Origin of the sequence: Streptomyces sp. A2-16, assembly GCF_018128905.1 — a bacterium.
In the GTDB taxonomy this organism is placed as follows: domain Bacteria; phylum Actinomycetota; class Actinomycetes; order Streptomycetales; family Streptomycetaceae; genus Streptomyces.
In genome coordinates, this window is record NZ_CP063808.1 from 1511012 (window position 1) to 1537493 (window position 26482).

Here is a 26482-nt window from a genome sequence, read left to right on the forward strand (position 1 = left end):
GCGGGAATCGTGAGGATCTTCGGCAAGGGACGGCACCGGCCCTCCGCCTCCTGGCGGCAGGCCACGGACCGCGCGTTCACGCTGATCGGCGACGGCCGGTACGAGGACGCGGGCGCGCTGCTGACACGTGCCGCGGACCTGGAGCCGTGGCTGTCCGAGTCCTGGTTCAACCTCGCCCTGCTGCACAAGTTCCGGCACGACTGGGAGCAGGCGCGGGCCGCGGGCCTCAGGGCCGTCGCGCTGCTCGACCGGGAGACCGGGGCGCCCGACTGGTGGAACGTCGGCATCGCCGCGACCGCGCTCCAGGACTGGCCGCTGGCCCGGCGGGCCTGGCAGGCGTACGGGCTGCGGGTGCCCGGCGGGGCGACCGCGTCCGGGGAGCCGCTCGGCATGGACCTCGGCAGCGCGGCCGTACGGCTGTCTCCCGAGGGCGAGGCCGAGGTGGTCTGGGGGCGGCGGCTCGACCCCGCCCGCATCGAGGTGCTGTCCATCCCGCTGCCGTCCTCGGGGCGGCGCTGGGGCGAGGTCGTCCTGCACGACGGGGTGCCGCACGGCGAACGGACCACGGCGTCCGGGCACGCGTATCCCGTCTTCGACGAGATCGAGCTGTGGGCGCCCTCACCGGTGCCGACGTGGGTGGTGCTGCTGGAGGCCGCCACCGAGGCCGACCGGGACGCCCTGGAGCAGCTGGCCGCGGATGCCGGGTTCGCGGCGGAGGACTGGTCCTCCTCCGTGCGGCTGCTGTGCCGGATGTGCTCCGAGTCGCGGATGCCGTCCGACGAGGGCGACGGGGAGCACCTCGATCCGCACGATCACAGTGAGCCGGGCCACCCCGGGCCGCTGGGGCACCGCACGGACGGGCAGCTGTGGGTGCCGGAGCGGGAGTGCGGGGTGGCCGCGCCCGCCTCGCTGGTCCGGGGACTGTTGGACGGGTGGGTCGCGGACAGCCCCGACTCCCGGGACTGGCGAGACCTGGAAGAGGTCTGCTGACACATCGCCGTACCCTTGAGCACTGAATCCCAGTTTCCAGGAAGGCATACGTCGGTCATGGCCCAGCAGGACACCGATCAGCAGCACGCGGGCGTGCTCCCCGTCGACGACGAGGGGTTCGTCATCGACACCGAGGAGACCGAGGAGCGGGAGAACGCCTGGCGTGAGCGCGGCACCTCGCGGCCCATCACCGTCGTCGGGAACCCCGTGCTGCACAAGGAGTGCAAGGACGTCACCGAGTTCGGTGCGGAGCTCGACCAGCTGATCGCGGACATGTTCGCCAGCCAGCGCACCGCCGAGGGGGTCGGCCTCGCCGCCAACCAGATCGGTGTCGACCTGAAGGTCTTCGTCTACGACTGCCAGGACGACGAGGGCCGGCGGCACGTGGGTGTCGTCTGCAACCCCAGGCTCGTGGACCTGCCCGCCGACAAGCGGCGGCTCGACGACAGCAACGAGGGCTGTCTGTCGGTGCCCACCGCGTACGCGCCGCTCGCCCGCCCCGACTACGCCGAGGTCACCGGGCAGGACGAGAAGGGCAACCCGGTCAAGGTCCGTGGCACCGGCTACTTCGCCCGGTGTTTGCAGCACGAGACCGACCACCTCTACGGCTACCTCTACATCGACCGGCTCTCCAAGCGCGAACGCAAGGACGCGCTGCGGCAGATGGCCGAGAACGAGCCCCGCTACCCCGTGGTCGCCAACGACTGACGTCCCACAAGTCCCGTACGCACGGCGCCTGTTCAGGAATCACTCCCTGAACAGGCGCCGTTCGCATGTGCGTCGCACGTTCGATCGGATGCGCTCACATAGTGATCCGATTCAGGTCACACAAGGGGAGAATTCCGACACTGTGGGGTAGTGAATGAAGCAAATCCGTTCCCAGAATGGTCAGTTGTGGTGCTGAATGGGAAGTGCGGGGATACGCAACGGCGCACGCCCGGTTCAGCGGCAGGGCGTGCGTCAACTGGCGGCTGGAAGGGGTTTGTTCGTGTCTGCTTTCCCACACAGCACCACATCGACGCCGACGGCGATCGCGGTTCCACCGTCGCTCTCTCTCCCGGTGATCGAGGCCGCGTTTCCCAGGCAACTGCATCCGTATTGGCCCAGGCTCCAGGAGAAGACCCGCACCTGGCTTCTGGAAAAACGGCTGATGCCGGCGGACAAGGTGGCGGAATATGCCGACGGACTGTGCTACACGGATCTGATGGCGGGGTACTACATCGGTGCCTCCGACGAGGTGCTCCAGGCGATAGCGGACTACAGCGCGTGGTTCTTCGTCTGGGACGACCGGCACGACCGCGACATCGTCCACCGCCGTCCGGGCGCGTGGCGGCGGCTGAGGTTCCGGTTGCATGCGGCGCTCGACTCGCCACGGGATCATCTGCACCACAGGGATCCGCTGGTCGCCGCCTTCGCCGACTGCGTGGTGCGGCTGTACTCGTTCCTGCCGCAGAGCTGGAACACCCGGTTCGCCGGGCACTTCCACGAGGTGATCGAGGCCTACGACCGGGAATTCCGCAATCGCACCAGGGGGACCATTCCCACGGTTGCGGAATACCTGCAGCTGCGTCGGCTCACCTTCGCGCACTGGATCTGGACGGATCTCCTCGAGGCGAGTGCGGGATGCGAACTCCCGGATGGGGTGAGGAACCATCCGGCATATCGGCGGGCGGCCCTGCTGAGCCAGGAATTCGCCGCCTGGTACAACGACCTCTGTTCGCTTCCGAAAGAAATCGCGGGAGATGAGGTCCACAATCTCGGCATCAGTCTCATCAAGCATGAGGGGCTCACCCTCGAAGAGGCGATCAGGCACATGCGAAGGCTGGTCGAGAAATGCGTGGACGCATTTCTCGTAGCCGAGGCCGACGCCCTCCTTTTCGCGGACGGCCTCGACGACGGCACCGTGCGAGGAAGGGAACTGAGCGCCGCCGTCCGGGCCTGCGTCCGCAATATGCGCAACTGGTTCAGCACCGTCTACTGGTTCCACCACGAGTCCGGCCGATACATGGTCGACAGCTGGGACGACCGGTCCACGCCCCCGTACGTCAACAACGAAGCGGCAGGTGAGAAATGACCGTCGAATCTGTGAAACCCGAAGCCACGGTGGCTCCCGAGCTGCGTGAGCCGCCGTTCGCGGGCGGACGCGTCCCCGTCCTCGGACACGGCTGGCGCCTGGTCCGTGATCCGCTGAGCTTCCTGGCCGGGCTGCGGCGGCACGGCGACGTCGTACGCCTCAGGCTCGGCCCCAAGGCCGTGTACGCGCCCACCACCCCCGAACTGACCGGAGCCGTGGCGCTCAACCCGGACTTCATCATCGCCGGGCCGCTGTGGGAGTCCCTGGAGGGCCTGGTCGGCAAGGAGGGCGTGGCCACGGCCAACGGCCCGCAGCACCGGCGTCAGCGGCGCACCATCCAGCCCGCGTTCCGGCTCGACGCGATACCGGCCTACGGGCCGATCATGGAGGAGGAGGCACAGGCGCTGGCCGAGCGCTGGCAGCCCGGCGAGACGGTCGACGCCACCTCGGAGTCCTTCCGGGTGGCCGTGCGCATCGCGGCCCGCTGCCTGCTGCGCGGCGACTACATGGACGAGCGCGCCGAGCGGCTGTGCGTCGCGCTCACGACCGTCTTCCGGGGCATGTACCGGCGAATGGTGATACCCGCGGGACCGCTGTACAGGCTGCCGCTGCCGGCCAACCTCGCATTCAACCGGGCGTTGGCCGATCTGCATCTCGTGGTCGACGAGATCGTCGCCGAACGCCGGGCATCCGGTCAAAAGCCGGACGATTTGCTGACGGCATTGCTGACGGCGAAGGACGCGAATGGCGACCCCATCGGGGAACAGGAGATCCACGACCAGGTCGTCGCGATACTCACCCCCGGCGGCGAAACCGTGGCGTCCACGATCATGTGGCTGCTTCAGGTGCTCGCCGAACATCCGGAACACGCGGACAAGGTGTGCGCGGAAGTCGAATCGGTCACCGGTGGCCGTCCTGTGGCATTCGAGGACGTACGGTCGCTCAGGTACACGAACTATGTGGTGGTCGAGACCATGCGTTTGTGGCCCGCGGTATGGATATTGACGCGGCGGGCGGTACGGGACACCGAACTCGGTGGCTATCGCATTCCGGCCGGGTCCGACATCGTCTACAGCCCGTACGCGATCCAGCGGGATGCCGAGTCCTTCGACGACAGCGCGGAGTTCGACCCGCTGCGCTGGAGTCCCGATCGGGCCGCGTCGGTTCCGAAACACGCCATGAGTCCGTTCAGCACCGGCAACCGGAAGTGCCCGAGCGACCACTTCTCGATGGCCCAGCTGACGCTTCTCACGGCGGCGCTGGCCCGGAAGTACCGCTTCGAGCAGGTGGCCGGTTCCGACGACACCCCCCGGCCGGGCATCACCCTGCGGCCGAACCGGCTCCTGGTGAGGCCCGTGCCGAGGTGACGGGTCAGGCGGCCGCCTCCGGGCCCTGGAAGGTGCGCCGGTAGGCGTTCGGGGTGGTGCCCACCGCGCGCAGGAACTGGTGACGCAGCGCAGCGGCGGTGCCGAACCCCGCGCGCCCCGCGATCGCGTCCACCGTCTCGTCCGTCGCCTCCAGCAGCCGCTGGGCCAGCAGTACGCGCTGGCGCAGGATCCAGCGGTAGGGAGTCGTACCCGTCTCCTGCTGGAAGCGGCGGGCGAAGGTGCGCGGGGACATGTGCGCGCGCTCGGCGAGCTGCTCGACGGTGACCTCCTCGTCGAGGTGGCGCTCCATCCACACGAGCACCTCGCCGACGGTGTCGCACCGGGAGCGGGGCAGCGGCCGCTCGATGTACTGCGCCTGCCCGCCGTCCCGGTGCGGGGGTACGACCATCCGGCGGGCGATCTTGTTGGCGACCTCGGGGCCCTGCTCCTTGCGCACGATGTGCAGGCAGGCGTCGATGCCGGCGGCGGTGCCCGCGGAGGTGATCACCGGGTCCTCGTCGACGTACAGGACGTCCGGCTCGACCGTCAGCCGCGGATACGCGCGCGCGAGCTCCTCCGCGTGATGCCAGTGCACGGCGCAGCGCCGGCCGTCGAGGAGTCCGGCCGCGGCGAGCAGGAAGACGCCGGAGCACACGCTGAGCACCCGGGCCCCGCGCTCCACCCCGCTGCGCAGGGCCTCCAGCAGCTCGGGCGGGAACTCCCGCGTCTCGTAGCAGGCGCCGGCCGGCACGGCGATCAGGTCGGCCGACTCCAGCCGCTCCAGACCGTGCTCGACGTGCAGGGAGAAGCCCGAGCGCGAGGCCAGCACGGGGCCCTCGGCGGAGGCGACCGCGAAGTCGTACACGGGCAGTCCGTCGTCGCTGCGGTCGGTCCCGAAGACCTCGCAGACCACCCCGAGCTCGAAGGGATTCACGCCGTCCAGGACGACGGCGGCCACGTTCGTCAGCATGCTGCCAGTGTGCCTCAGGGTTGGCAGTAAATCGAGGGTGAGCGGCAGTCCTGCCACTGTTTGTAAGGAGTCTGCGGCGCGACAGTAGTGACATGACGACCGCACAGACACAAGGACTGATCGGAATGCTGATTGTTCTCGGAATCCTCGTCCTGCTGGTGCTCCCGTCCGTGATCGGGATCGTGCACGACAAGCGGGTGGACCGGCAGATCCGGGCCGCGCAGAGGCGCTACTTCACCTCGACGGCGACCCACCACTCCTGAATGCCCTTGCAGGACACCTTGCCGGTCTCGGTGGCGCACAGCGGGCGCTGTGAACTCAGGCGCAGCTGTCCCGCCGAGACCGCCCGGTACGCGGAGTTCGCGTCGCCGGGCAGCAGGACGATGCCGCTGTTGGTGGGCTCCAGGCCGCTGCCGTCGACGGTGACCGGCTTCCAGGGGCGGCTCTTCGTCCCGTCCAGCGAGACGCGGATCGTGTCGCCCACCGCGAGACACACCGTGCTGCCGCTGTCGGCCGCGTCGAGCTCCGAGGCGGCCGTGCAGTCCGGCGACGGGGACGGGGACCGGGGCGACGGCGGAAGTGACGACGAGGGCGGCGGCGGCGACACGGTGTCGCCGCCGCCCCCTTCGCTTCCGGCCTCGGTCCCGCACCCCGCGAGCAGCAGCGTCAGTGCCGCGAGGGTGAGGGCGGTGCGGTGGGTCGCAGGGCGCATGGGATGGCCTCCTCGTCGATGAGACGTGTCCCACGCGTACCCGGATCCACCGAGTTTTGACGGAGGTCCGTCAGAAGGTGGACGCCGTCGGAGGGCGGATGCCGTCGGAAGGCGGACCCCGTCGGAGGGTGGACCCCGTCGGAAGGGCGGACGCCGGTCAGAAGTCCTCGTCCAGGTCGACCGTGCCCTCCACCGCCACCTGGTACGCCGACGGCCGCCGCTCGAAGAAGTTGGTCAGCTCCTGGACACCCTGCAGCTCCATGAAGGAGAACGGGTTCTCCGAGCCGTACACCGGGGCGAAGCCCAGCCGCGTGAGGCGCTGGTCGGCGACGCACTCCAGGTACTGCCGCATCGACTCGGTGTTCATGCCCGGCAGCCCGTCGCCGCACAGGTCCCGCGCGAACTGCAGCTCCGCCTCGACGGCCTCCGCCAGCATGTCCGTGACCTGCTGCTGGAGCTGCTCGTCGAACAGTTCCGGCTCCTCCTTGCGGACGGTGTCGACCACGTCGAAGGCGAAGGACATGTGCATGCTCTCGTCGCGGAACACCCAGTTGGTGCCGGTCGCGAGACCGTGCAGCAGACCCCGGCTGCGGAACCAGTAGACGTACGCGAAGGCGCCGTAGAAGAAGAGGCCCTCGATGCACGCGGCGAAGCAGATCAGGTTGAGCAGGAAGCGACGCCGGTCGGCCCGGGACTCGAGGCGGTCCAGCTTCTCCACCTCGTTGATCCACTTGAAGCAGAACTCGGCCTTCTCACGGATGGAGGGGATGTTCTCGACGGCGTCGAAGGCCGCCGCCCGGTCCTGCGGATCGGGGAGGTAGGTGTCGAGCAGCGTCAGATAGAACTGGACGTGCACGGCCTCCTCGAAGAGCTGGCGCGACAGGTACAGCCGCGCCTCCGGGGAGTTGATGTGCTTGTAGAGCGTCAGCACCAGGTTGTTCGCGACGATCGAGTCACCCGTCGCGAAGAACGCGACCAGCCGGCCGATGAGGTGCTGCTCGGAGGGGCTGAGCTTCGCGAGGTCGGCGACGTCCGAGTGGAGGTCGACCTCCTCGACGGTCCAGGTGTTCTTGATGGCGTCCCGGTAGCGCTCGTAGAAGTCCGGGTAGCGCATGGGGCGGAGGGTCAGCTCGAAGCCCGGGTCGAGAAGGTTCTTGGCTTCGGTGGTCATTACTGGCAGGCCTCGCAGGACTCGGGGTTTTCCAGGGAGCAGGCGACGGCGTCTTCCGGGGCCGTCTGCTGGACGGGGACCGTCTGCTGCGCGGCGCGGGCGATACGGGTCGCCGGGCGCGAGCGCAGGTAGTACGTCGTCTTCAGCCCGGACTTCCAGGCGTACGCGTACATCGAGGAGAGCTTGCCGATGGTCGGCGTCTCCAGGAACAGGTTCAGGGACTGGGACTGGTCGAGGAACGGCGTCCGCGCCGCCGCCATGTCGATCAGCGAGCGCTGCGGGATCTCCCATGCCGTGCGGTACAACGCCCGTACGTCCTCGGGGATCCACGCGAAGCCCTGCACCGAGCCGTTCGCTTCGCGCAGCGCCTCACGGGTGCGGGCGTCCCAGACGCCGAGCTCCTTGAGCTCCCTCACCAGATACGAGTTGACCTGGAGGAACTCACCGGACAGCGTCTCGCGCTTGAACAGGTTGGAGACCTGCGGCTCGATGCACTCGTACACCCCGGCGATCGAGGCGATGGTGGCGGTGGGCGCGATGGCGAGGAGCAGGGAGTTGCGCAGGCCCGTGGTGGCCATGCGCTCGCGCAGGGCCGCCCAGCGCTCCGGCCAGGTGAGGTCCGTGGCGTAGTGGTCGGGGTGCAGCACACCCTGCGCCGTACGGGTCTTCTCCCAGGCCGGCAGCGGGCCGCCGCGCTCGGCGAGGTCGGCGGAGGCCTCGTAGGCGGCGAGCATGATCCGCTCGGCGATCCGGGTGGACAGGGCCCGGGCCTCCGGCGAGTCGAAGGGCAGCCGCAGCTTGAAGAAGACGTCCTGGAGGCCCATCGCGCCGAGACCGACGGGACGCCACTTCGCGTTGGACCGCCCGGCCTGCTCGGTCGGATAGAAGTTGATGTCCACGACCCGGTCGAGGAAGGTGACGGCGGTGCGGACGGTGGCGTCCAGCCGCTCCCAGTCGATGTCGCCGGTCGTCGTGTCGACGAACGCGCCGAGGTTCACGGACCCCAGGTTGCAGACCGCCGTCTCCCCGTCGTCGGTGACCTCCAGGATCTCCGTGCACAGGTTGGAGGAGTGGACGGTGTGCCCGGGCAGGGCGGTCTGGTTGGCCGTACGGTTGGCGGCGTCCTTGAAGGTCATCCAGCCGTTGCCGGTCTGCGCGAGGGTGCGCATCATGCGGCCGTAGAGGTCACGGGCCGGGATGGTCCTGCGCGCCAGGCCCCGCTCCTCGGCCTTCCGGTACGCCGCGTCGAACTCCTCGCCCCACAGGTCGACCAGCTCGGGCACGTCGGCGGGGGAGAACAGCGACCACTCGGCGTCCGCGTTCACCCGGCGCATGAACTCGTCCGGCACCCAGTGCGCGAGGTTCAGGTTGTGCGTACGGCGGGCGTCCTCACCGGTGTTGTCCCGCAGCTCCAGGAACTCCTCGATGTCGGAGTGCCAGGTCTCCAGGTAGACCGCGGCCGCGCCCTTGCGCCGGCCGCCCTGGTTCACCGCGGCGACACTCGCGTCCAGCGTCTTCAGGAACGGGACGATGCCGTTGGAGTGCCCGTTGGTGCCGCGGATCAGTGAACCGCGGGAGCGGATGCGGGAGTACGACAGACCGATGCCGCCGGCGTGCTTCGAGAGCCGGGCGACCTGGTGGTAGCGGTCGTAGATGGAGTCGAGCTCGTCCTTCGGGGAGTCGAGGAGGTAGCAGGACGACATCTGGGGGTGCCGGGTGCCGGAGTTGAAGAGGGTGGGGGAGGAGGGCAGGTAGTCGAGGCGGCTCATGAGCCCGTAGAGCGCGGCGACTTCGTCGAGAGCCCTGAGGGTGTCGTCCTCGGCGAGACCCGACGCCACCCGGAGCATGAAGTGCTGGGGGGTCTCGATGACCTTGCGGGTGATCGGGTGCCGCAGCAGGTAGCGGCTGTGGAGGGTACGGAGCCCGAAGTAGCCGAAGCGGTCGTCGGCCTCGGTGTCGACGAGGGCGTCGAGCCGCTCGGCGTGGACCCGCACGAACTCGGCGGTCCGGTCGGCGATGAGGCCCTCGCGGTGGCCGACGGCGACCGACGCGGTGAACGAGGTGACGCCCTGCGAGGCGGCCTCGGCGGCGATGGAGAGGGTCAGCAGCCGGGCCGCCAGCCTGCTGTACGCGGGGTCCTCGGAGATGAGGCCGGCCGCCGCCTCGGTGGCCAGCTCCCGCAACTCCGCGACCATCTCGGCGGAGGCCCCCCGTGCCGAACGGCCGCGGAGCGCGGCGGCGGCGACCCGGCCGGGGTCGGCGTCGGGAAGGTCGGCGGTCAGCTCGGTCAGGGTCCGCAGCAACGCGGCACCGGGGCCGTCGTTCTCCTGCTCGGTCCGCTCGATCGCTGAAGCCGGGCCGGCTGGCGCGATGGTCACGTGGGGCTCTCCCTCGCTGGGCACGGGGCCTTGAGGGCAGGGGGCAGCACACGAGCGCGCACGGCGTCGCGTCCACCGGCCCATTCCACGAGGCCCGGACGTCATGACACCCGGGCCACGGTGGCCGGGCGTACTGTCGGCAGGTCCTCGGACTGACGCTCATATACGTGCAAGCACGCATGAGTACACCGTTGCGGGACAGTTCCGGATTCGCACCGGATTCCCCTGCGGCGACAGCGAGCATGAGCATACATCTTGTGTCGGGTGATGGAAGCAGGCCCATATGTTGTGTCGCGGTGACTTCAGAGCGTCAACTTGTAGGTGAGAAGCGTGAAGTCGTCGCCGGGGATCGGATGCCAGTCGCGCTCCGGGGCGCGGGTGAAACCCAGGCGCTCGTAGAGGCGGTGGGCGGTGTGCATGGTGGGCTGGGTGCACAGGACGAGTCCGGTGCCGGTGCCTGCGGCGCTCGCGCGGTCGATGCAGGCCTGGACGAGGGCTTGCCCCACGCCCTGGCCGCGGGCCTCGTGGGCCACGGCGAGCATGCGGATCTCGGCCTCTCCGGGGCGGGCGAGTTCGGCCAGGGGGCCGCCGGACGGGACGTAGGTGACTCCGCCCAGGATCCGGTCGTGGTCCGCTGCGGCCACCAGCACGTCGGCTTCCGCGGCTCGCTCGGCCACGTTCTTGAGTTCCCGGAAGTACCAGTCGTCCTCGTCGCCGAAGGCCAGGAGTCCGTCCTGGAGGTAGGCCTGGGCGGTGATCTCGCCGAGGAGGTCGTAGTCGGTGGGTTCCGCGGGGCGGATCAGGATGTCCATGCGGGTGAGTGTGCAGGACGGGCACGACAACGGGCCGCCGGACGACCTCTCCGACGGCCCGTGAACGGGGTGCCTAGTGGCTCGACCCCGCAGTCGCCGGGGGAAGCTTCACCTCGACCCCCGGGTCGCCCGCGTCCGCCGTGTAGTCCTCCGGGCTGGTCTCGTCGATGCCGTCGGGGGCCTTGAGCGCCTTCAGGACGAAGGTCAGGACCACCGTCACCACGACGTTGAGCACGAACGCCGTCAGACCGATGTAGCCGATCTCGCCGATGCCCGGGATCTCCTTCGCCGAGCCGCCGAAGTGCTTCTGGGTCGGGGAGGCGACGCCGTACGCGGCGACCGTGCCGTAGATCATGCCGACCGCCCAGCCGGCGAGCAGGGCCCAGCGGTGGAACCAGCGGGTGAACAGGCCGCCGACCAGGGCCGGGAAGGTCTGCAGGATCCAGATGCCGCCCAGGAGCTGGAAGTTGATGGCCACCGTCTTGTCCATGGTGAGGACGAAGACCAGCGCGCCCACCTTCACCAGCAGGGACACGATCTTGGAGACCTTCGTCTCCTGGGCCGGAGTGGCGTCCGGCTTGATGAAGTCCTTGTAGATGTTGCGGGTGAACAGGTTCGCGGCCGCGATGGACATGATGGCCGCGGGGACGAGGGCGCCGATGCCGATCGCCGCGAAGGCCACACCCGCGAACCACGCCGGGAACATGTTCTCGAACAACTGCGGGATGGCGAGCTGGCCGTTGGTGACCTTCACGCCGGCCGCGATCGCCATGAAGCCGAGCAGGGCCAGCAGGCCGAGCATCAGCGAGTACAGCGGCAGGATCGTGGTGTTGCGGCGGATCACGTCGCGGCTCTTCGAGGAGAGCGTCGCGGTGATCGAGTGCGGGTACATGAACAGCGCGAGCGCGGAGCCCAACGCCAGCGTGGCGTACGTCCATTGGCCCGGCTCGGCCGGTGCCAGCGCGCCGCGCGGCTTGCCGGTGGCCGGGTTGGTCTGGCTGAACGCCTCGCCCGCCTTCGCGAAGATGTCGTCGAAGCCGCCCAGCTTGATCGGGATGTAGATGATCGCCACCGCGATGACGATGTAGATCAGCGTGTCCTTCACGAACGCGATCAGCGCGGGGGCCCTGAGGCCCGAGGAGTACGTGTAGGCCGCGAGGACGCCGAAGGCGATCAGCAGCGGGAGGTCCTTCACGAACCAGTTCGTGTCCTCGCCGCCGCCCACTCCCATCACGTCGAGCACCGCCTGGATGCCGACCAGTTGGAGCGCGATGTACGGCATCGTCGCCAGGATGCCGGTGACGGCCACCGCCAGCGACAGCCCCTTGGAGCCGAACCGGCCGCGCACGAAGTCCGAGGTCGTGACGTATCCGTGCTTGTGGGAGACCGACCACAGGCGGGGCAGGAAGGTGAAGATCAGCGGGTACACCAGGATGGTGTACGGCACCGCGAAGAACCCGGCCGCGCCCGCCGCGTAGATCGCCGCGGGCACCGCGACGAAGGTGTACGCCGTGTAGAGGTCGCCGCCCAGCAGGAACCAGGTGATCCAGGTGCCGAACGAACGGCCGCCCAGGCCCCACTCGTCGAGGCTGTGCTCGTTCTCGGCCTTGCGCCAGCGCGCGGCCAGGAAGCCCATGGCCGTGACGGCCAGGAAGAAGACGATGAAGACAGTGAGTGCCACGCCGTTGACGCCGTCGTTCACTTGGCACCTCCGTGGCGGGCGCGCTGGTCACGCTGCCAGAGCTTGTACGCGATCATCGTCAGCGCGGTGGAGATCAGCACCCACAGCATCTGGTACCAGTAGAAGAAGGGGATCCCGATGAAGGTGGGGTCCACCTTGGAGTACGAGCCGACCCACAGCATCGCGACGAACGGGGCGACGAGGCAGAGGGCGATGACCACCCGTACCGGCGTCACCACCGGTGGTCTCACTTCAGGCGCATCCGACATTCCGTGACTCCGTCCCCTCGCTGATCACCTGTAACGCGCAGGCAATCTAGGTCACGCCGTCACGTGAGCGGAAGACCTCGTCCGCATATCGGTATGTCGATTCTGTGAAGCCTCAGCAGCAGCGGAAGCCCTGTCGGGGATCGCCTTCCTGACGGTCCGTCCTCATCCGCTCGAACGCCCTCCGGGTCGGCACCGGCGCCTGCGGGTGGTCCTTGCGCACATGCGCGACATAGCGGTCGTACGCCGACTCGTCGGTCAGTTCACGGACGTACCAGCGCACGGCCCCGAGCGCCTTACGAGCCCGCTGCCACCGCATCCCGGGCCTCCTCCTTCTCGCGCCGGCTCGGGATCAGCCCGGCCGGGGCGACGATCCTCGACTCGACGTACGGCGCCTCGCTGAGCGTGGAGAGCGCCGGGCGGCGGACGTGCCGGACGCAGACCCGCAGGGCGTCGGCGATGACCACCACGATCAGCAGGGCGAGGACGGCGGTCAGGATGCCGTCGACCGTGGAGTTGGTGACCACGGTGTGCATGTCGTCCATGCTCTTGGCGGGCGGCAGGACCTTGCCGTCGTCGATGGCGTCCTGGAACACCGAACGCTGCTTGAAGAAGCCGACCTTGGGGTCGCTGGAGAACACCTTCTGGAAGCTGGCCGTGAGGGTCACGGTCGCGTCCCAGGCGAGCGGGATCCCGGTGATCCAGGCCCACTTGAGGCGTCCCGACTTCACCAGCAGGGTGGTGCAGACGGCCAGGGCGACTGCGGCGAGCAACTGGTTGGAGATGCCGAAGATCGGGAAGAGCTGGTTGATCCCGCCGAGCGGCTCGTGGACGCCGACCCACAGGAAGTAGCCCCACAGGGCGCAGACGATCGCGCTGGTGAGGACCAGTCCCGGCTTCCAGCTGATGTTCTTGAACGGCCGGTACACGTTGCCCAGCATGTCCTGGAGCATGAAGCGGCCCACGCGGGTGCCGGCGTCGAGCGCGGTCAGGATGAACAGCGCCTCGAACATGATCGCGAAGTGGTACCAGAAGGCCCTCAGGCTCCCGCCGGTGACCTTGGAGAAGATCTCCGAGACGCCGATCGCGAGGGTCGGGGCACCGCCGGTGCGGGAGAGCAGGGACGCCTCCTCGACGTTCTTAGCCGCCTGGGCGAGCTCGGCGGGGGAGATGGAGTAGCCCCAACCCGTCACCACCTGCGAGGCGTTGTCCACCGTCGTCCCGATGACCCCGGCGGGCGCGTTCATCGCGAAGTACAGCCCCGGGTCGATGATGCTCGCCGCGACCAGCGCCATGATCGCGACCGACGACTCCATCAGCATGGAGCCGTAGCCGATCATCCGGATCTGCGTCTCCTTCTGGATCATCTTCGGCGTCGTACCGGACGAGATGAGGGCGTGGAAGCCGGACAGCGCGCCGCAGGCGATGGTGATGAAGACGAAGGGGAAGAGCGAGCCCGCGAAGACCGGCCCGTCGCCGCGCGAGGCGAAGTCCGTCACCGCGTCCATCTTCAGTGTCGGCAGGGCGATGACGACCCCGAGGGCGAGCAGGGCGATCGTGCCGATCTTCATGAAGGTGGAGAGGTAGTCGCGGGGCGCGAGGAGCATCCACACGGGCAGGATCGAGGCGATGAAGCCGTACGCCACCAGCCAGACGACCAGAGTCGAGGGGGCGAGGGTGAAGGTGCCGGCCCACGAGGACTCGGCGACCCAGCGGCCCGCGACCAGCGCGAGCAGCAGCAGTCCCACGCCGATGAGGGAGACCTCGGCGACCCGGCCGGGGCGCAGGACGCGCAGGTAGAAGCCCATCAGCAGGGCGATCGGGACGGTCATTGCGATGGAGAAGGTGCCCCAGGGTGAGGCCGCGAGGGCGTTGACGATGACCAGGGCCAGCACCCCGAGCAGGATGATCATGATGGCGAAGGCGGCGATCAGCGCGGCCGCGCCGCCGAACGGGCCGATCTCCTCGCGGGCCATCTGTCCGAGCGAACGGCCGTCCCTGCGCGTGGAGAAGAACAGCACCACCATGTCCTGGACCGCGCCCGCGAAGATGACGCCCGCGATGATCCAGATGGTGCCGGGGAGGTATCCCATCTGCGCGGCCAGGACCGGGCCGACCAGCGGTCCGGCGCCGGCGATTGCCGCGAAGTGGTGGCCCAGCAGCACGCGGCGGTCGGTGGGGTGGAAGTCGATGCCGTTGTTGAGGCGTTCGGCCGGGGTGGCCCTGGTCGCGTCGACCTTGAGGACCTTGTGGGCGATGAACTTCGCGTAGAAGCGGTAGCCGATCGCGTACGACCCGAGGGCGGCCGCGACCATCCAGGCGGCCGAGACGTCCTCGCCCCGGGCGAGCGCGAGCACGGCCCAGCCGGACGCGCCGACCAGGGCGACGAGGGTCCAGATGACGATGGTTCGGACGTTCGCGGTACGCACGGGGCGGTCCTCCCGTCCAGACGGAGTCGGGAGGACCGTAGAGCAGGATGCGCAGTTGCGCTACAGGGCGTGCATCAGTCGAAGGGCGGTTTGAGGGGGCCGCGCCGTGTGGTCCCGGGGAGGCGACCCCCGGGCCCCCGGCCGGTCCCGCGCGGACCCGGGCCCTACTCCACCGGCCGCTTGAGGCGGGCCACGAACTTGTAGCGGTCTCCTCGGTACACCGAGCGCACCCACTCCACCGGCTGACCCTCCCGGTCCAGGGAGTGGCGGGAGAGCATCAGCATCGGCAGGCCCACGTCCGTGCCGAGGAGGCCCGCCTCGCGCGGGGTGGCCAGGGAGGTCTCGATGGTCTCCTCGGCCTCGGCGAGATGGACGTCGTAGACCTCGGCGAGGGCCGTGTACAGGGACGTGTACTTGACCAGTGACCTGCGCAGGGCCGGGAAGCGCTTGGCGGAGAGGTGGGTCGTCTCGATGGCCATCGGCTCGGCGTTGGCCATGCGCAGCCGCTCGATGCGCAGCACCCGGCCGCCGGCCGTGATGTCGAGGAGCTCGGCGAGACGATCGTCGGCGGTGATGTAGCCGATGTCGAGCAGCTGCGAGGTGGGTTCGAGGCCCTGGGCGCGCATGTCCTCCGTGTAGGAGGTGAGTTGGAGGGCCTGCGAGACCTTCGGCTTCGCGACGAAGGTGCCCTTGCCCTGGATGCGCTCCAGGCGTCCCTCGACCACCAGCTCCTGAAGCGCCTGGCGCACGGTGGTGCGGGAGGTGTCGAACTCGGCGGCGAGGGTGCGCTCGGGCGGTACCGGGGTGCCGGGCGACTGCGTCTCCGTCATGTCGAGCAGGTGCTTCTTCAGGCGGTAGTACTTGGGCACGCGCGCGGTGCGCACCCCTGGCCCGCCCTCGGTCTCCGCACTGCTGACGTCGCTGCTCATGGTCTGCCTTCCCGGCTCCGGATGCGGGTCACTTCGTGATCCCTTCTGTATACCGTCGCCGACTCTTTTGGTCTAGTCCACAGAGGTGAGTGGTATAGCGGACGAGAGTACTCCGCCGCCGCTGTTTTCGCTGGCTTCTTTACTAATGGTTCCTGCATATGTAGCTCGCATAACGGCTGGTCAGGGCCGTTTCGCACCCTCTTGACAGGCCTCGTGGTCTGGTCCAAGCTCCCCCTACTGGTCTACACCATTGGTCCAGGTCCCGGCTCGTGGGCGGGAGGTGTGGGCATCCCTGAGGAGGGTGGCGTGAAGCGCAAGCTGGCAGCCGCGATCGGTATCGCGGGCATGATGGTCTCGGTCGCGGCATGTGGGGGCAGCGACAGCGGAAGTTCGGACAACAGCGGCGCGGACGCCAAGGAGCTGACCGTCTGGCTCACCGTCGACGCCCAGAACAACTGGCCCGAACTGGTGAAGGCCGCGGACGCCGCGGTCCAGAAGAAGCACCCCGGCATCAAGATCAACCATGAGTACTACGGCTGGCCGGACAAGAACACCAAGCTGGACGCGGTCCTCGCCACCGACAAGGCCCCCGACGTCGTCGAGATGGGCAACACCGAGATGCTGGGCTACATGGTCAAGGGGGCCTTCGCGCCCCTGGACACCTCGAAGTTCACCAACTCCTCCGCCTGGCTCGACGGCCTCAAGGCCTCGGTGACCTACGACGGCAAGACCTACGGCGTCCCGTACTACGCGGGCGGTCGCGTCGGCAACTGGCGCAAGGACCTCTTCGCCTCGGTCGGCGTCAAGTCCACCCCGAAGACCTACGCGGAGCTCACCGCCGCCCTCGACAAGGTCCAGAAGAAGGAGGGCGACAAGTTCTCCGCCTGGTACCAGCCCACCCGTGACTGGTACGCGGCCATGTCCTTCGTCTACGACGCCGGCGGCTCCATCGCCGTCGAGTCGGGCGGCCAGTGGAAGGCCAACCTCTCCTCGCCCGAGTCCGTCAAGGGCCTCACCGAGTTCAAGAACGTCGTCGACAAGTACATGCACGGCGACAAGACCAAGGACGAGTCCGACCGCTACATCGTCTACGGCCAGGGCAAGTCCGGCATGATCTTCGGCGCGGCCTGGGAGGGCGCGACCTCCGCCGACCCGAAGAACGACAAGACCGGCAAGCTCAAGAACAACCTCGAGAACTTCGTGATGCCCGGCCCGTCCGGCAAGAACATGCCCGTCTTCCTGGGCGGTTCGGACCTCGCCGTGCCGGTCAAGTCCAAGGCGCAGGCAGTCGCCGCCGAGTGGATCAACGCCTTCACCGGTCCCTCCGGACAGAAGGGCCTGATGGCCAAGGGCAACCTGCCCAACAACAAGACCGACCTCGCCACCCTCAAGAACGACCCGGCGACCGCGGTCCCGGCCACCGCGGCCGAGTCCAACTGGTTCGTGCCCATGGCGCCCGGCTGGGGCCAGGTCGAGAAGGCGCAGGTCCTGCAGAACATGCTGCAGAGCATCGGCACCGGCAAGAAGTCGGTCGAGGACGCCGCGAAGGAAGCGGACGCCGCGATCGACAAGGTCATCAACACCAAGTGACCGCAGGCAGGGCCCCGTTGAAAGCGGCGGGGCCCTGCTTCCCGTACGCCGTGCGGGACTTCGCTTTCGTACGACCAGAGGGACCGCTGAGGAGCGCGCCATGAGTGCCGCAGACACCACCACCCCCACCGAGGTGCCGCCGCCGATGTCGGTACCACCGCCGTCCACGCCGGTGGCGCCCCGCAGAAGGCGGGGTCCCGGCGCCACTCCCTGGCTGCTGCTCGCCCCCTGCCTGCTGATCCTGGTGCTGGTCCTCGGCTATCCGCTGGTCCGCCTGGTCACGCTGTCCTTCCAGAAGTTCGGGCAGTCCCAGCTGTGGGGCTTCCAGCCGGCCGAGTGGGTCGGCTTCGACAACTTCACCGGAGTGCTGGACGACGGCGAGTTCTGGGCGGTCGTCGTCCGGACCGTCGTCTTCGCGGCCGGCTGCGTCATCTTCACGATGGTCGCCGGCATGCTGATCGCGCTGCTGCTCCAGCGGGTCTCCGGCTGGGTGAAGACCCTCGTCAACATCGCCCTGGTGGCCAGCTGGGGCATGCCGATCATCGTCGCCACCACGGTCTTCAAGTGGCTGTTCGACGCGGACTACGGCATCCTCAACGCGCTGCTCAGCAAGCTGCCCGGCGTCGAGATGATCGGCCACAACTGGTTCGCCAGCGGCCCCCAGGGCCTGGCCGTGATCATGCTGCTCGTGGTGTGGGGCGCGGTGCCCTTCGTCGTCATCACGCTCAGCGCCGGACTCACCCAGGTCCCGGCCGAGCTGGAGGAGGCGGCCAGGCTGGACGGCGCGGGCGCCTTGGGCGTCTTCCGGTACGTCACCCTGCCGATCCTCAAGCCGATCATCGTGATGCTCACGACCCTGTCGGTCATCTGGGACATGGGCGTCTTCCCCCAGGTGTTCGTCATGCGCAACGGCCACCCGGAGCCCGAGTTCCAGATCCTGACGACGTACTCCTACGACCGCGCCTTCGTGGTCAACGACTACGCGCAGGGCTCGGCGATCGCCCTGATCACCGTGCTTCTGCTGCTCGGGGTCGTCGCCGTCTACATGCGCCAGATGCTGAAGATCGGAGAGGTCGAATGAGCACTCTCGCTCCCGGGGCCCGCCGCGGGTCGAAGCTGGGCTGGAACCTCCTCGGTCTCCTCGTCTTCGTCACCGCCGGCTTCCCCGTCTACTGGATGCTCAACACGGCGTTCAAACCGGCGAAGGACGCGATCGACCCGGACCCGAGCCTGCTGCCGACCGGCATCACGTTCTCCAACTTCAGCCGTGCGCTGGACATCGCCGACTTCTGGGGCCCGGTCGGCCGCAGCCTCATCGTCTCCCTGTCGGTCGTGGCGATCGGCGTCGTGGTCGGCACCCTGGCCGCCCTCGCCATCTCCCGCTTCGCCTTCCGCGGCCGCAAGATCGTGATCGTGGGCATCCTCGCGGTCCAGATGGTCCCCCTGGTCGCGATGATCATCCCGGTCTTCCTGCTCCTGAACGACCTCGACCAGTACGACAAGCTGTCGGGCCTGATCATCACGTACCTGACCTTCATCCTCCCCTTCACGGTGTGGACGCTGCGCGGCTTCATCGTCAACATCCCCAAGGAGCTGGAGGAGGCCGCGATGGTCGACGGCTGTTCGCCCACCGGCGCCTTCATACGGGTGGTCTTCCCGCTGCTGGCCCCCGGCATGGTCGCCACCTCGGTCTACGCCTTCATCCAGGCCTGGAACGAGTACCTCTACGCTCTCATGCTGCTCAGCCAGAAGAACCAGACCGCGACCGTCTGGCTCGGCAACTTCACCACCAAACACGGCACCGAATACGCCCCGATGATGGCCGGTTCCACCATGATGGCCGTGCCGATCGTGGTCCTCTTCCTCCTCGTTCAGCGCAAGATGGCCGCGGGTCTCACCGCGGGCGCCGTGAAGGGATAACGCCCCCGATGACGACATTCGCCAGCGGCACCGACACGCTGACCCGCGACGCGCTGACGGTCCTCCAGCCCGGCTTCACCGGCACCACCGCCCCCGACTGGCTGCTGCGCCGCCTCGGAGAGGGCCTCGCCTCGGTCGGCCTGTTCGGCCGCAACATCGACTCACCGGAACAACTGAGCGCCCTCACGGCCCAGTTGCGCGCCGAACGCGACGACGTCCTGGTCGCCATCGACGAGGAGGGCGGTGACGTCACCCGTCTCGAGGTGCGCACCGGCTCGTCCTTCCCCGGCAACCACGCCCTGGGCGCGGTGGACGACGTGGAACTCACGCACGCGGTGGCCGCCGAGCTGGGCCGCCGCCTCGCGGCCTGCGGGGTCAACCTCAACTGGGCCCCGTCCGCCGACGTGAACTCCAACCCGTCCAACCCCGTGATCGGCGTCCGCTCCTTCGGCGCCGCCTCCGACCTCGCCGCCCGGCACACGGCCGCCTATGTCACGGGGCTGCAGTCGGCGGGCGTCGCGGCCTGCACCAAGCACTTCCCGGGCCACGGCGACACCGCCATCGACTCCCACCACGCCCTGCCGCGCATCGACGCGGACCTGGCCGTGCTCCTGGAGCGGGAACTGCGGCCCTTCCGCGCGGCCATCGCCGCCGGCACCCGCGCCGTGATGACCGCCCACATCGTGGTCCCCGCCCTCGACCCGGACCGCCCGGCGACGCTGTCCCACAAGGTGCTGACCGACCTGCTGCGCCGCGAACTCGGCTACACCGGCCTCATCGTCACCGACGGCATGGAGATGCAGGCCATCGCAGGGACCTACGGCATCGAGCGCGGCAGTGTCCTCGCCATCGCCGCCGGTGCCGACGCGATCTGCGTGGGCGGCGGCCTGGCCGACGACGAGACGGTGCTGCTCCTGCGCGACGCCCTGGTCTCGGCGGTCCGCTCGGGCGAACTCCCCGAGGAGCGCCTGGCACAGGCGGCGGAACGCGTCCGCGCGCTGGCCGACTGGACGGCGGCCGGTGCGGCCGGCGCACAGCCGGCGGCCGACGAGGAGGTGGGACTGCGCGCGGCCCGCAGGGCGCTGAGCGTCACCGGCGCCGACGGCTTCACCCCCCTCACCGCGGCCCCCTATGTCGCCGCCTTCACCCCGATGGCCAACATCGCGGTCGGCGACGAGACCCCCTGGGGCGTGGCCGCCGAACTCGCCCGGCTGCTCCCGGGCACGGAGACGGGCAGCTTCGCCGGGGACGACGCGGGCCTCGCGACCCTCGCCGCGGCCGGTCCTCGCCGCATCGTGGCCGTGGTCCGGGACGAACACCGCCACCCCTGGATGACGGCGGCCCTGGACACGATCCTGCGCACCCGCCCCGACACCGTCGTCATCGAGATGGGCCTGCCCCAGGCCCCCGCCCGAGGAGCCCTCCACATCGCGACCCACGGCGCGGCCAGGGTGTGCGGCAGGGCGGCGGCGGAGGTCATCGCGGGGGAGTAGCTCCTGCGGCAGAACAGGTGCCGGTTCCCTCCGAGGGAACCGGCACCTGTCTTCCTCAGTGTCTTCCTGAGTGTCTCTTCCTGTGGGGCCGAGCCCCTAGATCCCCTGCCAGTCGGGCTTGTTGACGAACGTGTGCCGGAAGTAGTCCGCCAGCTTCAGCTTGGACGCGGCCCCCTCGTCCACGACCACCGTCGCATGAGGGTGCAGCTGAAGAGCCGACGCCGGGCACACCGCCGCGACCGGCCCCTCCACCGTCGCCGCCACCGCGTCCGCCTTGCCCTCACCCGTGGCCAGCAACACCAGGTGCCGGGCCTCCAGGATCGTCCCGATGCCCTGAGTGATGACGTGATGCGGCACCTGCTCGATGTCCCCGTCGAAGAAGCGCGCGTTGTCCACCCGGGTCTGCTCCGTAAGCGTCTTGATCCGGGTCCGCGAGGCCAGCGAGGAACACGGCTCGTTGAACCCGATGTGCCCGTCCGTCCCGATCCCCAGCAGCTGCAGATCCACGCCCCCGGCCTCGGCGAGCGCCGCGTCGTACGCCGCGCACGCACCGGGGATGTCCTTCGCCGTCCCGTCCGGCCCCATGAAGGAGGCCATCGGCACGCCCAGCGGCTCCAGCACCTCGCGCCGCAGCACCGAACGGTACGACTCCGGATGCTCGGCGGGCAGCCCCACGTACTCGTCGAGCTGGGCTATCCGCGCCCGCGAGGCGTCCACGGCACCGGACCGCACCTTCGCCGCCAGAGCCTGGTAGATGGGCAGCGGGGTCGAGCCGGTCGCCACGCCGAGCAGGGCGTCGGGCTTGCGCCGGAGCAGCTGGGCCATGGCCTCGGCGATGAGCTCGCCACCCGCCTTGGCGTCCGGAACGATGACAACTTCCACGCTGGGCCTGCCGATCTGAGGAAACGGTCTGATCTGTAGAAACGGTCTGACGGAGCGGGCTCGACCGGACCCCGGTACGGCCCATGTGGTTTAGACCAATCTAACAGAATCGGGTCCTCCGGCCCAGGTGCCGAAGGCCATCACCGCGCCACATCGCGGACAGGCGCCATTCCTCGCGGAGAGGCGGAACAAGGAGTGAAATGGGGGCCATGACCACCGCCACCGCACCCGGATCCCCGAACGAACTCCCCGGCCGCATCATGGCCCGCGAGATGGCCGAGCAGCCCGCCGTCCTGCGCCGCATCCTGGACGAGGGCGCCCCCGCCATCCGCAAGGTCGCCCAGGAGATCGCCGCCCGCGCCCCCCGCTTCGTCCTGCTCACCGCCCGCGGCACCTCCGACAACGCGGCCCTGTACGCCAAGTACCTCATCGAGGTCCGCCTCGGTCTGCCCTGCGGCCTGACCTCCATGTCGACCACCACCGCCTACGGCGCCCGCCCCGACCTCACCGACGTCCTTGTCGTCACCGTCAGCCAGTCCGGCGGCTCCCCGGACCTGGTGGCCTCGACCCGGGCCGCCCGCGAGGCCGGCGCGATCACCCTCGCGGTGACCAACAACCCCGACTCCCCGCTGGCCGGCGTCTCCGAGTACCACATCGACATCATGGCCGGACCGGAGAAGGCCCTCCCCGCGACCAAGACCTACACGGCCTCCCTCCTCGCGCTCTACCTCTTCGTCGAGGGCCTGCGCCACGGCGACGGCGGCCCCGCCCACGTGCTGCCCGAACTGGCCGCCGGACTGCTCGCCCGCCAGGACGAGGTCCGCGCGCTCGCCGCCCGCTACCGCTTCGCCGAGCGCATGGTCATCACCTCCCGCGGCTACGGCTATCCCACGGCCAAGGAAGCCGCCCTCAAGCTGATGGAGACCAGCTACATCCCCGCCCTCGCCTACTCGGGCGCCGACCTGCTGCACGGGCCCCTCGCCATGGTCGACAACGTCTCCCCGGTCATCGCTGTCGTCACCGACGGCAAGGGCGGCGAGGCGCTCCAGCCCGTCCTCGACCGGCTGCGCGGCCGGGGCGCGGACCTGGTCGTGGTCGGACCCCGGAGCCAGGTCGAGCAGGCCTCGGCCGGTTTCGTCCTGCCCACCGAGAACGTGGCCGAGGAGGTCCAGCCCGTCCTGGAGATCATCCCTCTCCAACTCCTTGCCTACGAGGTCACCATCGCCCGCGGCCAGGACCCGGACGCACCGCGCGCACTGGCGAAGGTGACGGAGACGCACTGACCCTTGGGCGCGGTCGCCCTGGGCGGCTGGGCGGCTTATGGCTGTGACGTGCATCACGCCGATATCGCTGCCCGGTGAGCTCATTTGGGAGCATGCGCCAGCCACATGCGGGATGTGCGGCGTGCATTTCCGTTCCTGCCTGATCGGTGCCTAGATTTTTCGGCGGCCTGCAACCGCCACACGTTCCGTGACCTCGCATTCGCCCTGGCGAAGCTCCACTTCACCAAGGAGACGCCGAGCGTCGCCTGCTACGACTGGCTCATCGAGATCACGGAACGCACCGATGATCCGGCTCTGGTGGCCAAGGCGGAGGAAGCCAAGGACTTCTATGTCACGGACCGGGCGACGCACCAGCGATTCTCGTTCACGTCCTGGTGAACGCGTCGCATCGATCAGGGAGTTCGGGAAGAGCAAGACCGGCAACGAGGCAGAAGACGCCCGGACACGCGGTGCCGTGGCGCGTATGCCCGTTGGTTCCACGGGCGGTGCGCTGCCTCCCGCGGAGTGGGCGCTCCTCGCCGTCGCTGTCGTCGGCATCTCGCTGGCCGCACCCCTCGCCTCGGCAGCCGCGGCGCCCCCGCTGGCCATCGCGTTCTGGCGCAATGCGGCGGCCGGCGCGTGACGATGGGATGCAGCGGGTGAGCGCTCTCCCAGGTCTCCACCGTGCTCAGAATCCGGCTGTCCAGCATCGACCAGGTGTAGCCGAGCGGGAGCGGCCTGCTGAGCGAGCGCGCACTGGAGAGCGCATGGTCGAATTTGGCGACCGCCGCACGGGCGTGGTCCAGCAGTACGGACCCCGCCTCCGTCGGCCGCGCCTCACCGGTGCTCCAGTCGATCAACTCGGCTCCGACCGCCTCTTCCAGCTGCTTCACGGTCCGTGACACCACCGGCTGGCTGACCGTCATGCGCATGGCGGCGTCGGTGAAGCTCACGGCCTCGCACACTGCGATGAACACGCGTAAGTGCCGTAACTCCACACTCAGAGGCGCCCCCTTCGTTCACTACGTGTATATAACCGCTATCGTTCCGTCACCCCTCGGAAGCGCCCTGGCGCAGGTCCGCCGGAAATTGCCATCGCCATCTGGCCCCGCACATGAACCCACACGCGTTAGGCTGCGTGGTGGTTGTTAGGGCGTCCGAGTAAGTGACCCCCGAGGGGGAAAGCTCCAACAACAAACAGGCTCCAACGCATGGACACACCTAGTGGTCTAGTCCACAATTGAACCGTGACTTCCGCCTTCCCCGCACAGGAAGGCGGACCGAGGAACCGGAGCTCTCTGCCCTGACTGCCCCGGGTCCTCATCCTCGGCCGACCGGGACCGCACACCCCACGGCCGATATTGCTCCGGGCTGCGGTGCCGGGAAGGTTGAGGGTCCTTCCCAGGCGCCGCGGCCCGCGGGTGTTTCCGGGGCCGGGCGTCCTCGGCCACGGCGGTTTTAGGTCACTCACATACCCCCAGGTACGCTCGCACCCGTGCCCTCCATGAACGAACTGGTCCGCCAGCACACCGCCCTCGACGACTCCGACCTCGAGTGGCTGCATCTGCTGGTCTCGGAGTGGCAGCTGCTCTCCGACCTCTCCTTCGCCGACCTGGTCCTGTGGGTCCCCACCCTCGACGGCACCCGCTATGTCTCCGTCGCCCAGATGCGGCCCAACACCGGCCCCACCTCCTACCAGGACGACATGGTCGGCCACCTCGTCCCGCGCGGCCGCCGCCCGCTGCTGGACGCGGCGCTCGACGAGGGCCGGATCGTCCGTGAGGGCGATCCGGAGTGGCGCGAGGAGGTCCCGGTCCGGGTCGAGTCGATTCCGGTACGACGGGAGGGGCGCGTCCTCGGCGTCATCGCGCGCAACACCAACCTGCTGACCGTCCGCACCCCGAGCCGGCTCGAACTGACCTATCTGCAGAGCGCCTCCGACCTCGCGCAGATGATCGCGGCCGGCTCCTTCCCGTTCCCCAACCAGCAGATGGACATGGACGCGGCCCCGCGCGTCGGCGACGGCCTGATCCGCCTCGACGCCGACGGCATCGTCCAGTACGCCTCCCCGAACGCCCTGTCCGCCTACCACCGCATGGGCCTCGCCTCGGACCTCGTCGGCCAGCCCCTGGGCCAGACGACCGCCGAACTCGCCCCCACCCGGGGTCCGGTGGACGAGGCGCTCGCCAAGGTCGCCAGCGGCTGGGCGCCCCGCGAGTTCGAGATCGAGGCGCGGGACGGGGTCATCCAGTTCCGGGCGATCCCGCTCAAGCCCAAGGGCACCCGCATCGGTTCACTGGTCCTGCTGCGGGACGTGACCGAACTGCGCCGCCGTGAACGTGAGTTGATCACCAAGGACGCGACCATCCGGGAGATCCACCACCGGGTGAAGAACAACCTCCAGACGGTGGCGGCCCTGCTCCGGCTCCAGGCCCGGCGCATCGAGTCCGACCGTGGCCGGGAGGCCCTGGAAGAGGCGGTCCGGCGGGTCGGCTCGATCGCCATCGTGCACGAGACGCTGTCTCAGAACCTGGACGAGCGCGTGGAGTTCGACGAGATCGCCGACCGGGTGCTCGCGATGGTCGCCGAGATCTCCCCGGGCAAGGTCACCGGCCGGCGCAGCGGACGCTTCGGCATCCTGGACGCCGAGGTCGCCACCCCGCTGTCCATGGTCCTCACGGAAATCCTCCAGAACGCCCTGGAACACGGCTTCCGTGAGGGCGAGACGGGCACGGTCGAGGTCTCGGCCGTCCGCGGTGGCACCACCAAGGAGGCCCGCCTCCTCGTCACCGTCCAGGACGACGGCGTCGGCCTGCCCGAGGGCTTCGACCCGCACACCGCCGGCAACCTGGGCCTGCAGATCGTACGGACGCTGGTGGAGGGGGAGTTGGGCGGCACGTTCGACATGGTCCCGGCACCGGAGGGCGGCACCCGGGTGATCCTGGACGTGCCGGTGCAGGCGCACAAGTAGGCCGGGTACCCAGCAGGCCGTGCACAGCGGCCGTGGACAGGGGGGCGTGGGCAGCAAAAAGCCCCGGACCGTTCAGGGGTCCGGGGCTCACATGCTCGTTGCCAGCGTGTGCTGCGCATCGGGGGTACTGCGCGCTGCGGCTCGGGGGCGGGAGAAGCGTACGCGGTGTACGCGCCGCCAAGCTCAGGCTGTTTTGCGGGGCGGGTGTGTCAGGCAGAAGCCTGACGGGCCCGGTTGCGGGCGGCACGGCGCTTCATGGCGCGACGCTCGTCCTCGCTGAGACCACCCCAGACGCCGGAGTCCTGGCCGGACTCGAGCGCCCACTGCAGACACTGATCCATAACGGGGCAGCGACGGCAGACGGCCTTGGCTTCCTCGATCTGCAGCAGCGCAGGACCGGTGTTGCCGATGGGGAAGAAGAGCTCGGGGTCTTCCTCGCGGCAAACGGCGTTGTGACGCCAGTCCATGGCTGCTACCTCTCCTTGGTATTACGTGCAAGTTGCTTGTGAATGTGAACGCTTTCACGAATCCCTCAACAAGTGAAGGGCCGATCGCCGAGTCTTCCCCGGCGTGGTCCTGTGGATT

25 protein-coding genes and 1 riboswitch are annotated in these 26482 nt (G+C 69.1%); of the genes, 13 read left to right on the plus strand and 12 right to left on the minus strand.

What is annotated here, in order from left to right:
• The first annotated feature begins 9 nt into the window (after positions 1–9).
• The 4 genes from IOD14_RS07030 (at position 10) to IOD14_RS07045 (ending at position 4431) form a co-directional block, all read left to right on the plus strand.
• Complete coding sequence (locus IOD14_RS07030) at positions 10–990, plus strand: hypothetical protein (RefSeq protein WP_020119821.1); 981 nt, start codon at positions 10–12, stop codon at positions 988–990.
• A 57-nt stretch (positions 991–1047) separates the two neighbouring features.
• Complete coding sequence (def, locus tag IOD14_RS07035) at positions 1048–1698, plus strand: peptide deformylase (RefSeq protein ID WP_123991561.1); 651 nt, start codon at positions 1048–1050, stop codon at positions 1696–1698.
• Between the two features lie 280 nt (positions 1699–1978).
• The gene (gene cyc1, locus IOD14_RS07040) at positions 1979–3064 is read left to right on the plus strand and encodes an epi-isozizaene synthase (protein ID WP_212669890.1); all 1086 of its coding nucleotides are present in this window, start codon (positions 1979–1981) and stop codon (positions 3062–3064) included.
• Positions 3061–4431 carry a cytochrome P450 gene (locus tag IOD14_RS07045; RefSeq protein ID WP_123991563.1) on the plus strand — a complete coding sequence of 457 codons (1371 nt, stop codon included), beginning with the start codon at positions 3061–3063 and terminating at the stop codon, positions 4429–4431. Before cyc1 ends, IOD14_RS07045 begins: the two co-directional genes overlap by 4 nt.
• 4 nt (positions 4432–4435) lie before the next feature.
• Here IOD14_RS07045 and IOD14_RS07050 read toward each other — a convergent pair whose 3' ends face one another.
• Entirely contained in the window at positions 4436–5401 is a 966-nt protein-coding gene (locus tag IOD14_RS07050) for a helix-turn-helix domain-containing protein (RefSeq protein WP_123991564.1), read from the minus strand.
• A 92-nt stretch (positions 5402–5493) separates the two neighbouring features.
• Here IOD14_RS07050 and IOD14_RS07055 point away from each other — a divergent pair, with 92 nt between their 5' ends.
• On the plus strand, positions 5494–5664 hold the full coding sequence (locus IOD14_RS07055) for a hypothetical protein (protein ID WP_160160168.1): 171 nt from the start codon (positions 5494–5496) through the stop codon (positions 5662–5664).
• Here the strand turns inward: IOD14_RS07055 and IOD14_RS07060 are convergent.
• The 9 genes from IOD14_RS07060 to IOD14_RS07100 all read right to left on the minus strand — a co-directional run bounded on the left by IOD14_RS07060 (position 5631) and on the right by IOD14_RS07100 (position 15779).
• Positions 5631–6113, minus strand: coding sequence for a hypothetical protein (locus IOD14_RS07060; protein ID WP_123991565.1), 483 nt, complete (start codon positions 6111–6113; stop codon positions 5631–5633). The two genes, IOD14_RS07055 and IOD14_RS07060, sit on opposite strands and share 34 nt — an antisense overlap.
• A gap of 157 nt (positions 6114–6270) precedes the next feature.
• Complete coding sequence (locus IOD14_RS07065; RefSeq protein WP_212669891.1) at positions 6271–7284, minus strand: ribonucleotide-diphosphate reductase subunit beta; 1014 nt, start codon at positions 7282–7284, stop codon at positions 6271–6273.
• On the minus strand, positions 7284–9662 hold the full coding sequence (locus tag IOD14_RS07070) for a ribonucleoside-diphosphate reductase subunit alpha (protein ID WP_123991567.1): 2379 nt from the start codon (positions 9660–9662) through the stop codon (positions 7284–7286). Before IOD14_RS07070 ends, IOD14_RS07065 begins: the two co-directional genes overlap by 1 nt.
• 142 nt (positions 9663–9804) lie before the next feature.
• Positions 9805–9887, minus strand: a riboswitch (cobalamin riboswitch).
• A gap of 77 nt (positions 9888–9964) precedes the next feature.
• The gene (locus IOD14_RS07075) at positions 9965–10474 is read right to left on the minus strand and encodes an N-acetyltransferase (RefSeq protein WP_212669892.1); all 510 of its coding nucleotides are present in this window, start codon (positions 10472–10474) and stop codon (positions 9965–9967) included.
• A gap of 73 nt (positions 10475–10547) precedes the next feature.
• A complete protein-coding gene (locus IOD14_RS07080; RefSeq protein ID WP_123991569.1) occupies positions 10548–12176 on the minus strand; it encodes a sodium:solute symporter family protein in 1629 nt (542 codons plus the stop codon).
• Entirely contained in the window at positions 12173–12424 is a 252-nt protein-coding gene (locus IOD14_RS07085) for a DUF3311 domain-containing protein (protein ID WP_123991570.1), read from the minus strand. Before IOD14_RS07085 ends, IOD14_RS07080 begins: the two co-directional genes overlap by 4 nt.
• Before the next feature lie 112 nt (positions 12425–12536).
• The gene (locus tag IOD14_RS07090; protein ID WP_123991571.1) at positions 12537–12740 is read right to left on the minus strand and encodes a YbdD/YjiX family protein; all 204 of its coding nucleotides are present in this window, start codon (positions 12738–12740) and stop codon (positions 12537–12539) included.
• Complete coding sequence (locus IOD14_RS07095) at positions 12718–14850, minus strand: carbon starvation CstA family protein (RefSeq protein WP_123991572.1); 2133 nt, start codon at positions 14848–14850, stop codon at positions 12718–12720. Before IOD14_RS07095 ends, IOD14_RS07090 begins: the two co-directional genes overlap by 23 nt.
• Positions 14851–15014: 164 nt before the next feature.
• Entirely contained in the window at positions 15015–15779 is a 765-nt protein-coding gene (locus IOD14_RS07100; protein WP_123991573.1) for a GntR family transcriptional regulator, read from the minus strand.
• Positions 15780–16085: 306 nt separating this feature from the next.
• On the opposite strand from IOD14_RS07100, the gene IOD14_RS07105 reads away from it, so the two are divergent.
• The 4 genes from IOD14_RS07105 to IOD14_RS07120 all read left to right on the plus strand — a co-directional run bounded on the left by IOD14_RS07105 (position 16086) and on the right by IOD14_RS07120 (position 20782).
• A complete protein-coding gene (locus IOD14_RS07105) occupies positions 16086–17369 on the plus strand; it encodes an extracellular solute-binding protein (protein WP_123991574.1) in 1284 nt (427 codons plus the stop codon).
• Positions 17370–17469: 100 nt separating this feature from the next.
• Complete coding sequence (locus IOD14_RS07110) at positions 17470–18450, plus strand: sugar ABC transporter permease (RefSeq protein ID WP_212669893.1); 981 nt, start codon at positions 17470–17472, stop codon at positions 18448–18450.
• A complete protein-coding gene (locus tag IOD14_RS07115; RefSeq protein WP_123991576.1) occupies positions 18447–19289 on the plus strand; it encodes a carbohydrate ABC transporter permease in 843 nt (280 codons plus the stop codon). Before IOD14_RS07110 ends, IOD14_RS07115 begins: the two co-directional genes overlap by 4 nt.
• A gap of 8 nt (positions 19290–19297) precedes the next feature.
• The gene (locus IOD14_RS07120) at positions 19298–20782 is read left to right on the plus strand and encodes a glycoside hydrolase family 3 protein (RefSeq protein ID WP_123991577.1); all 1485 of its coding nucleotides are present in this window, start codon (positions 19298–19300) and stop codon (positions 20780–20782) included.
• Positions 20783–20878: 96 nt separating this feature from the next.
• Here IOD14_RS07120 and nagB read toward each other — a convergent pair whose 3' ends face one another.
• Positions 20879–21664, minus strand: a complete 786-nt coding sequence (gene nagB, locus IOD14_RS07125) for a glucosamine-6-phosphate deaminase (RefSeq protein WP_123991578.1) — start codon at positions 21662–21664, stop codon at positions 20879–20881.
• A gap of 209 nt (positions 21665–21873) precedes the next feature.
• Here nagB and IOD14_RS07130 point away from each other — a divergent pair, with 209 nt between their 5' ends.
• The 4 genes from IOD14_RS07130 to IOD14_RS07150 all read left to right on the plus strand — a co-directional run bounded on the left by IOD14_RS07130 (position 21874) and on the right by IOD14_RS07150 (position 25897).
• Entirely contained in the window at positions 21874–22947 is a 1074-nt protein-coding gene (locus IOD14_RS07130) for an SIS domain-containing protein (protein WP_123991579.1), read from the plus strand.
• Positions 22948–23052: 105 nt separating this feature from the next.
• Positions 23053–23325: a hypothetical protein gene (locus IOD14_RS07135; RefSeq protein ID WP_212669894.1), complete on the plus strand. Its 273-nt coding sequence runs from the start codon at positions 23053–23055 to the stop codon at positions 23323–23325.
• Positions 23326–23410: 85 nt separating this feature from the next.
• Positions 23411–23569: a hypothetical protein gene (locus tag IOD14_RS07140; protein ID WP_282959514.1), complete on the plus strand. Its 159-nt coding sequence runs from the start codon at positions 23411–23413 to the stop codon at positions 23567–23569.
• Positions 23570–24430: 861 nt separating this feature from the next.
• Positions 24431–25897 (plus strand): PAS domain-containing sensor histidine kinase, encoded by a 1467-nt coding sequence (locus tag IOD14_RS07150; RefSeq protein WP_123992872.1) that lies wholly within the window; start codon positions 24431–24433, stop codon positions 25895–25897.
• A gap of 209 nt (positions 25898–26106) precedes the next feature.
• Here IOD14_RS07150 and IOD14_RS07155 read toward each other — a convergent pair whose 3' ends face one another.
• A complete protein-coding gene (locus IOD14_RS07155) occupies positions 26107–26364 on the minus strand; it encodes a WhiB family transcriptional regulator (protein ID WP_006142322.1) in 258 nt (85 codons plus the stop codon).
• Positions 26365–26482 lie beyond the last annotated feature (118 nt).

Coding starts and splice junctions, on each gene's coding strand:
- def (WP_123991561.1), top strand. CDS start 1,048: ATGGCCCAGCAGGACACCGATCAGCAGCACGCGGGCGTGCTCCCCGTC.
- IOD14_RS07045 (WP_123991563.1), top strand. CDS start 3,061: ATGACCGTCGAATCTGTGAAACCCGAAGCCACGGTGGCTCCCGAGCTG.
- IOD14_RS07050 (WP_123991564.1), bottom strand. CDS start 5,401: ATGCTGACGAACGTGGCCGCCGTCGTCCTGGACGGCGTGAATCCCTTC.
- IOD14_RS07055 (WP_160160168.1), top strand. CDS start 5,494: ATGACGACCGCACAGACACAAGGACTGATCGGAATGCTGATTGTTCTC.
- IOD14_RS07060 (WP_123991565.1), bottom strand. CDS start 6,113: ATGCGCCCTGCGACCCACCGCACCGCCCTCACCCTCGCGGCACTGACG.
- IOD14_RS07065 (WP_212669891.1), bottom strand. CDS start 7,284: ATGACCACCGAAGCCAAGAACCTTCTCGACCCGGGCTTCGAGCTGACC.
- IOD14_RS07075 (WP_212669892.1), bottom strand. CDS start 10,474: ATGGACATCCTGATCCGCCCCGCGGAACCCACCGACTACGACCTCCTC.
- IOD14_RS07085 (WP_123991570.1), bottom strand. CDS start 12,424: ATGTCGGATGCGCCTGAAGTGAGACCACCGGTGGTGACGCCGGTACGG.
- IOD14_RS07090 (WP_123991571.1), bottom strand. CDS start 12,740: ATGCGGTGGCAGCGGGCTCGTAAGGCGCTCGGGGCCGTGCGCTGGTAC.
- IOD14_RS07100 (WP_123991573.1), bottom strand. CDS start 15,779: ATGAGCAGCGACGTCAGCAGTGCGGAGACCGAGGGCGGGCCAGGGGTG.
- IOD14_RS07110 (WP_212669893.1), top strand. CDS start 17,470: ATGAGTGCCGCAGACACCACCACCCCCACCGAGGTGCCGCCGCCGATG.
- IOD14_RS07115 (WP_123991576.1), top strand. CDS start 18,447: ATGAGCACTCTCGCTCCCGGGGCCCGCCGCGGGTCGAAGCTGGGCTGG.
- IOD14_RS07120 (WP_123991577.1), top strand. CDS start 19,298: ATGACGACATTCGCCAGCGGCACCGACACGCTGACCCGCGACGCGCTG.
- IOD14_RS07130 (WP_123991579.1), top strand. CDS start 21,874: ATGACCACCGCCACCGCACCCGGATCCCCGAACGAACTCCCCGGCCGC.
- IOD14_RS07135 (WP_212669894.1), top strand. CDS start 23,053: ATGCGGGATGTGCGGCGTGCATTTCCGTTCCTGCCTGATCGGTGCCTA.
- IOD14_RS07140 (WP_282959514.1), top strand. CDS start 23,411: ATGCCCGTTGGTTCCACGGGCGGTGCGCTGCCTCCCGCGGAGTGGGCG.
- IOD14_RS07150 (WP_123992872.1), top strand. CDS start 24,431: ATGAACGAACTGGTCCGCCAGCACACCGCCCTCGACGACTCCGACCTC.
- IOD14_RS07155 (WP_006142322.1), bottom strand. CDS start 26,364: ATGGACTGGCGTCACAACGCCGTTTGCCGCGAGGAAGACCCCGAGCTC.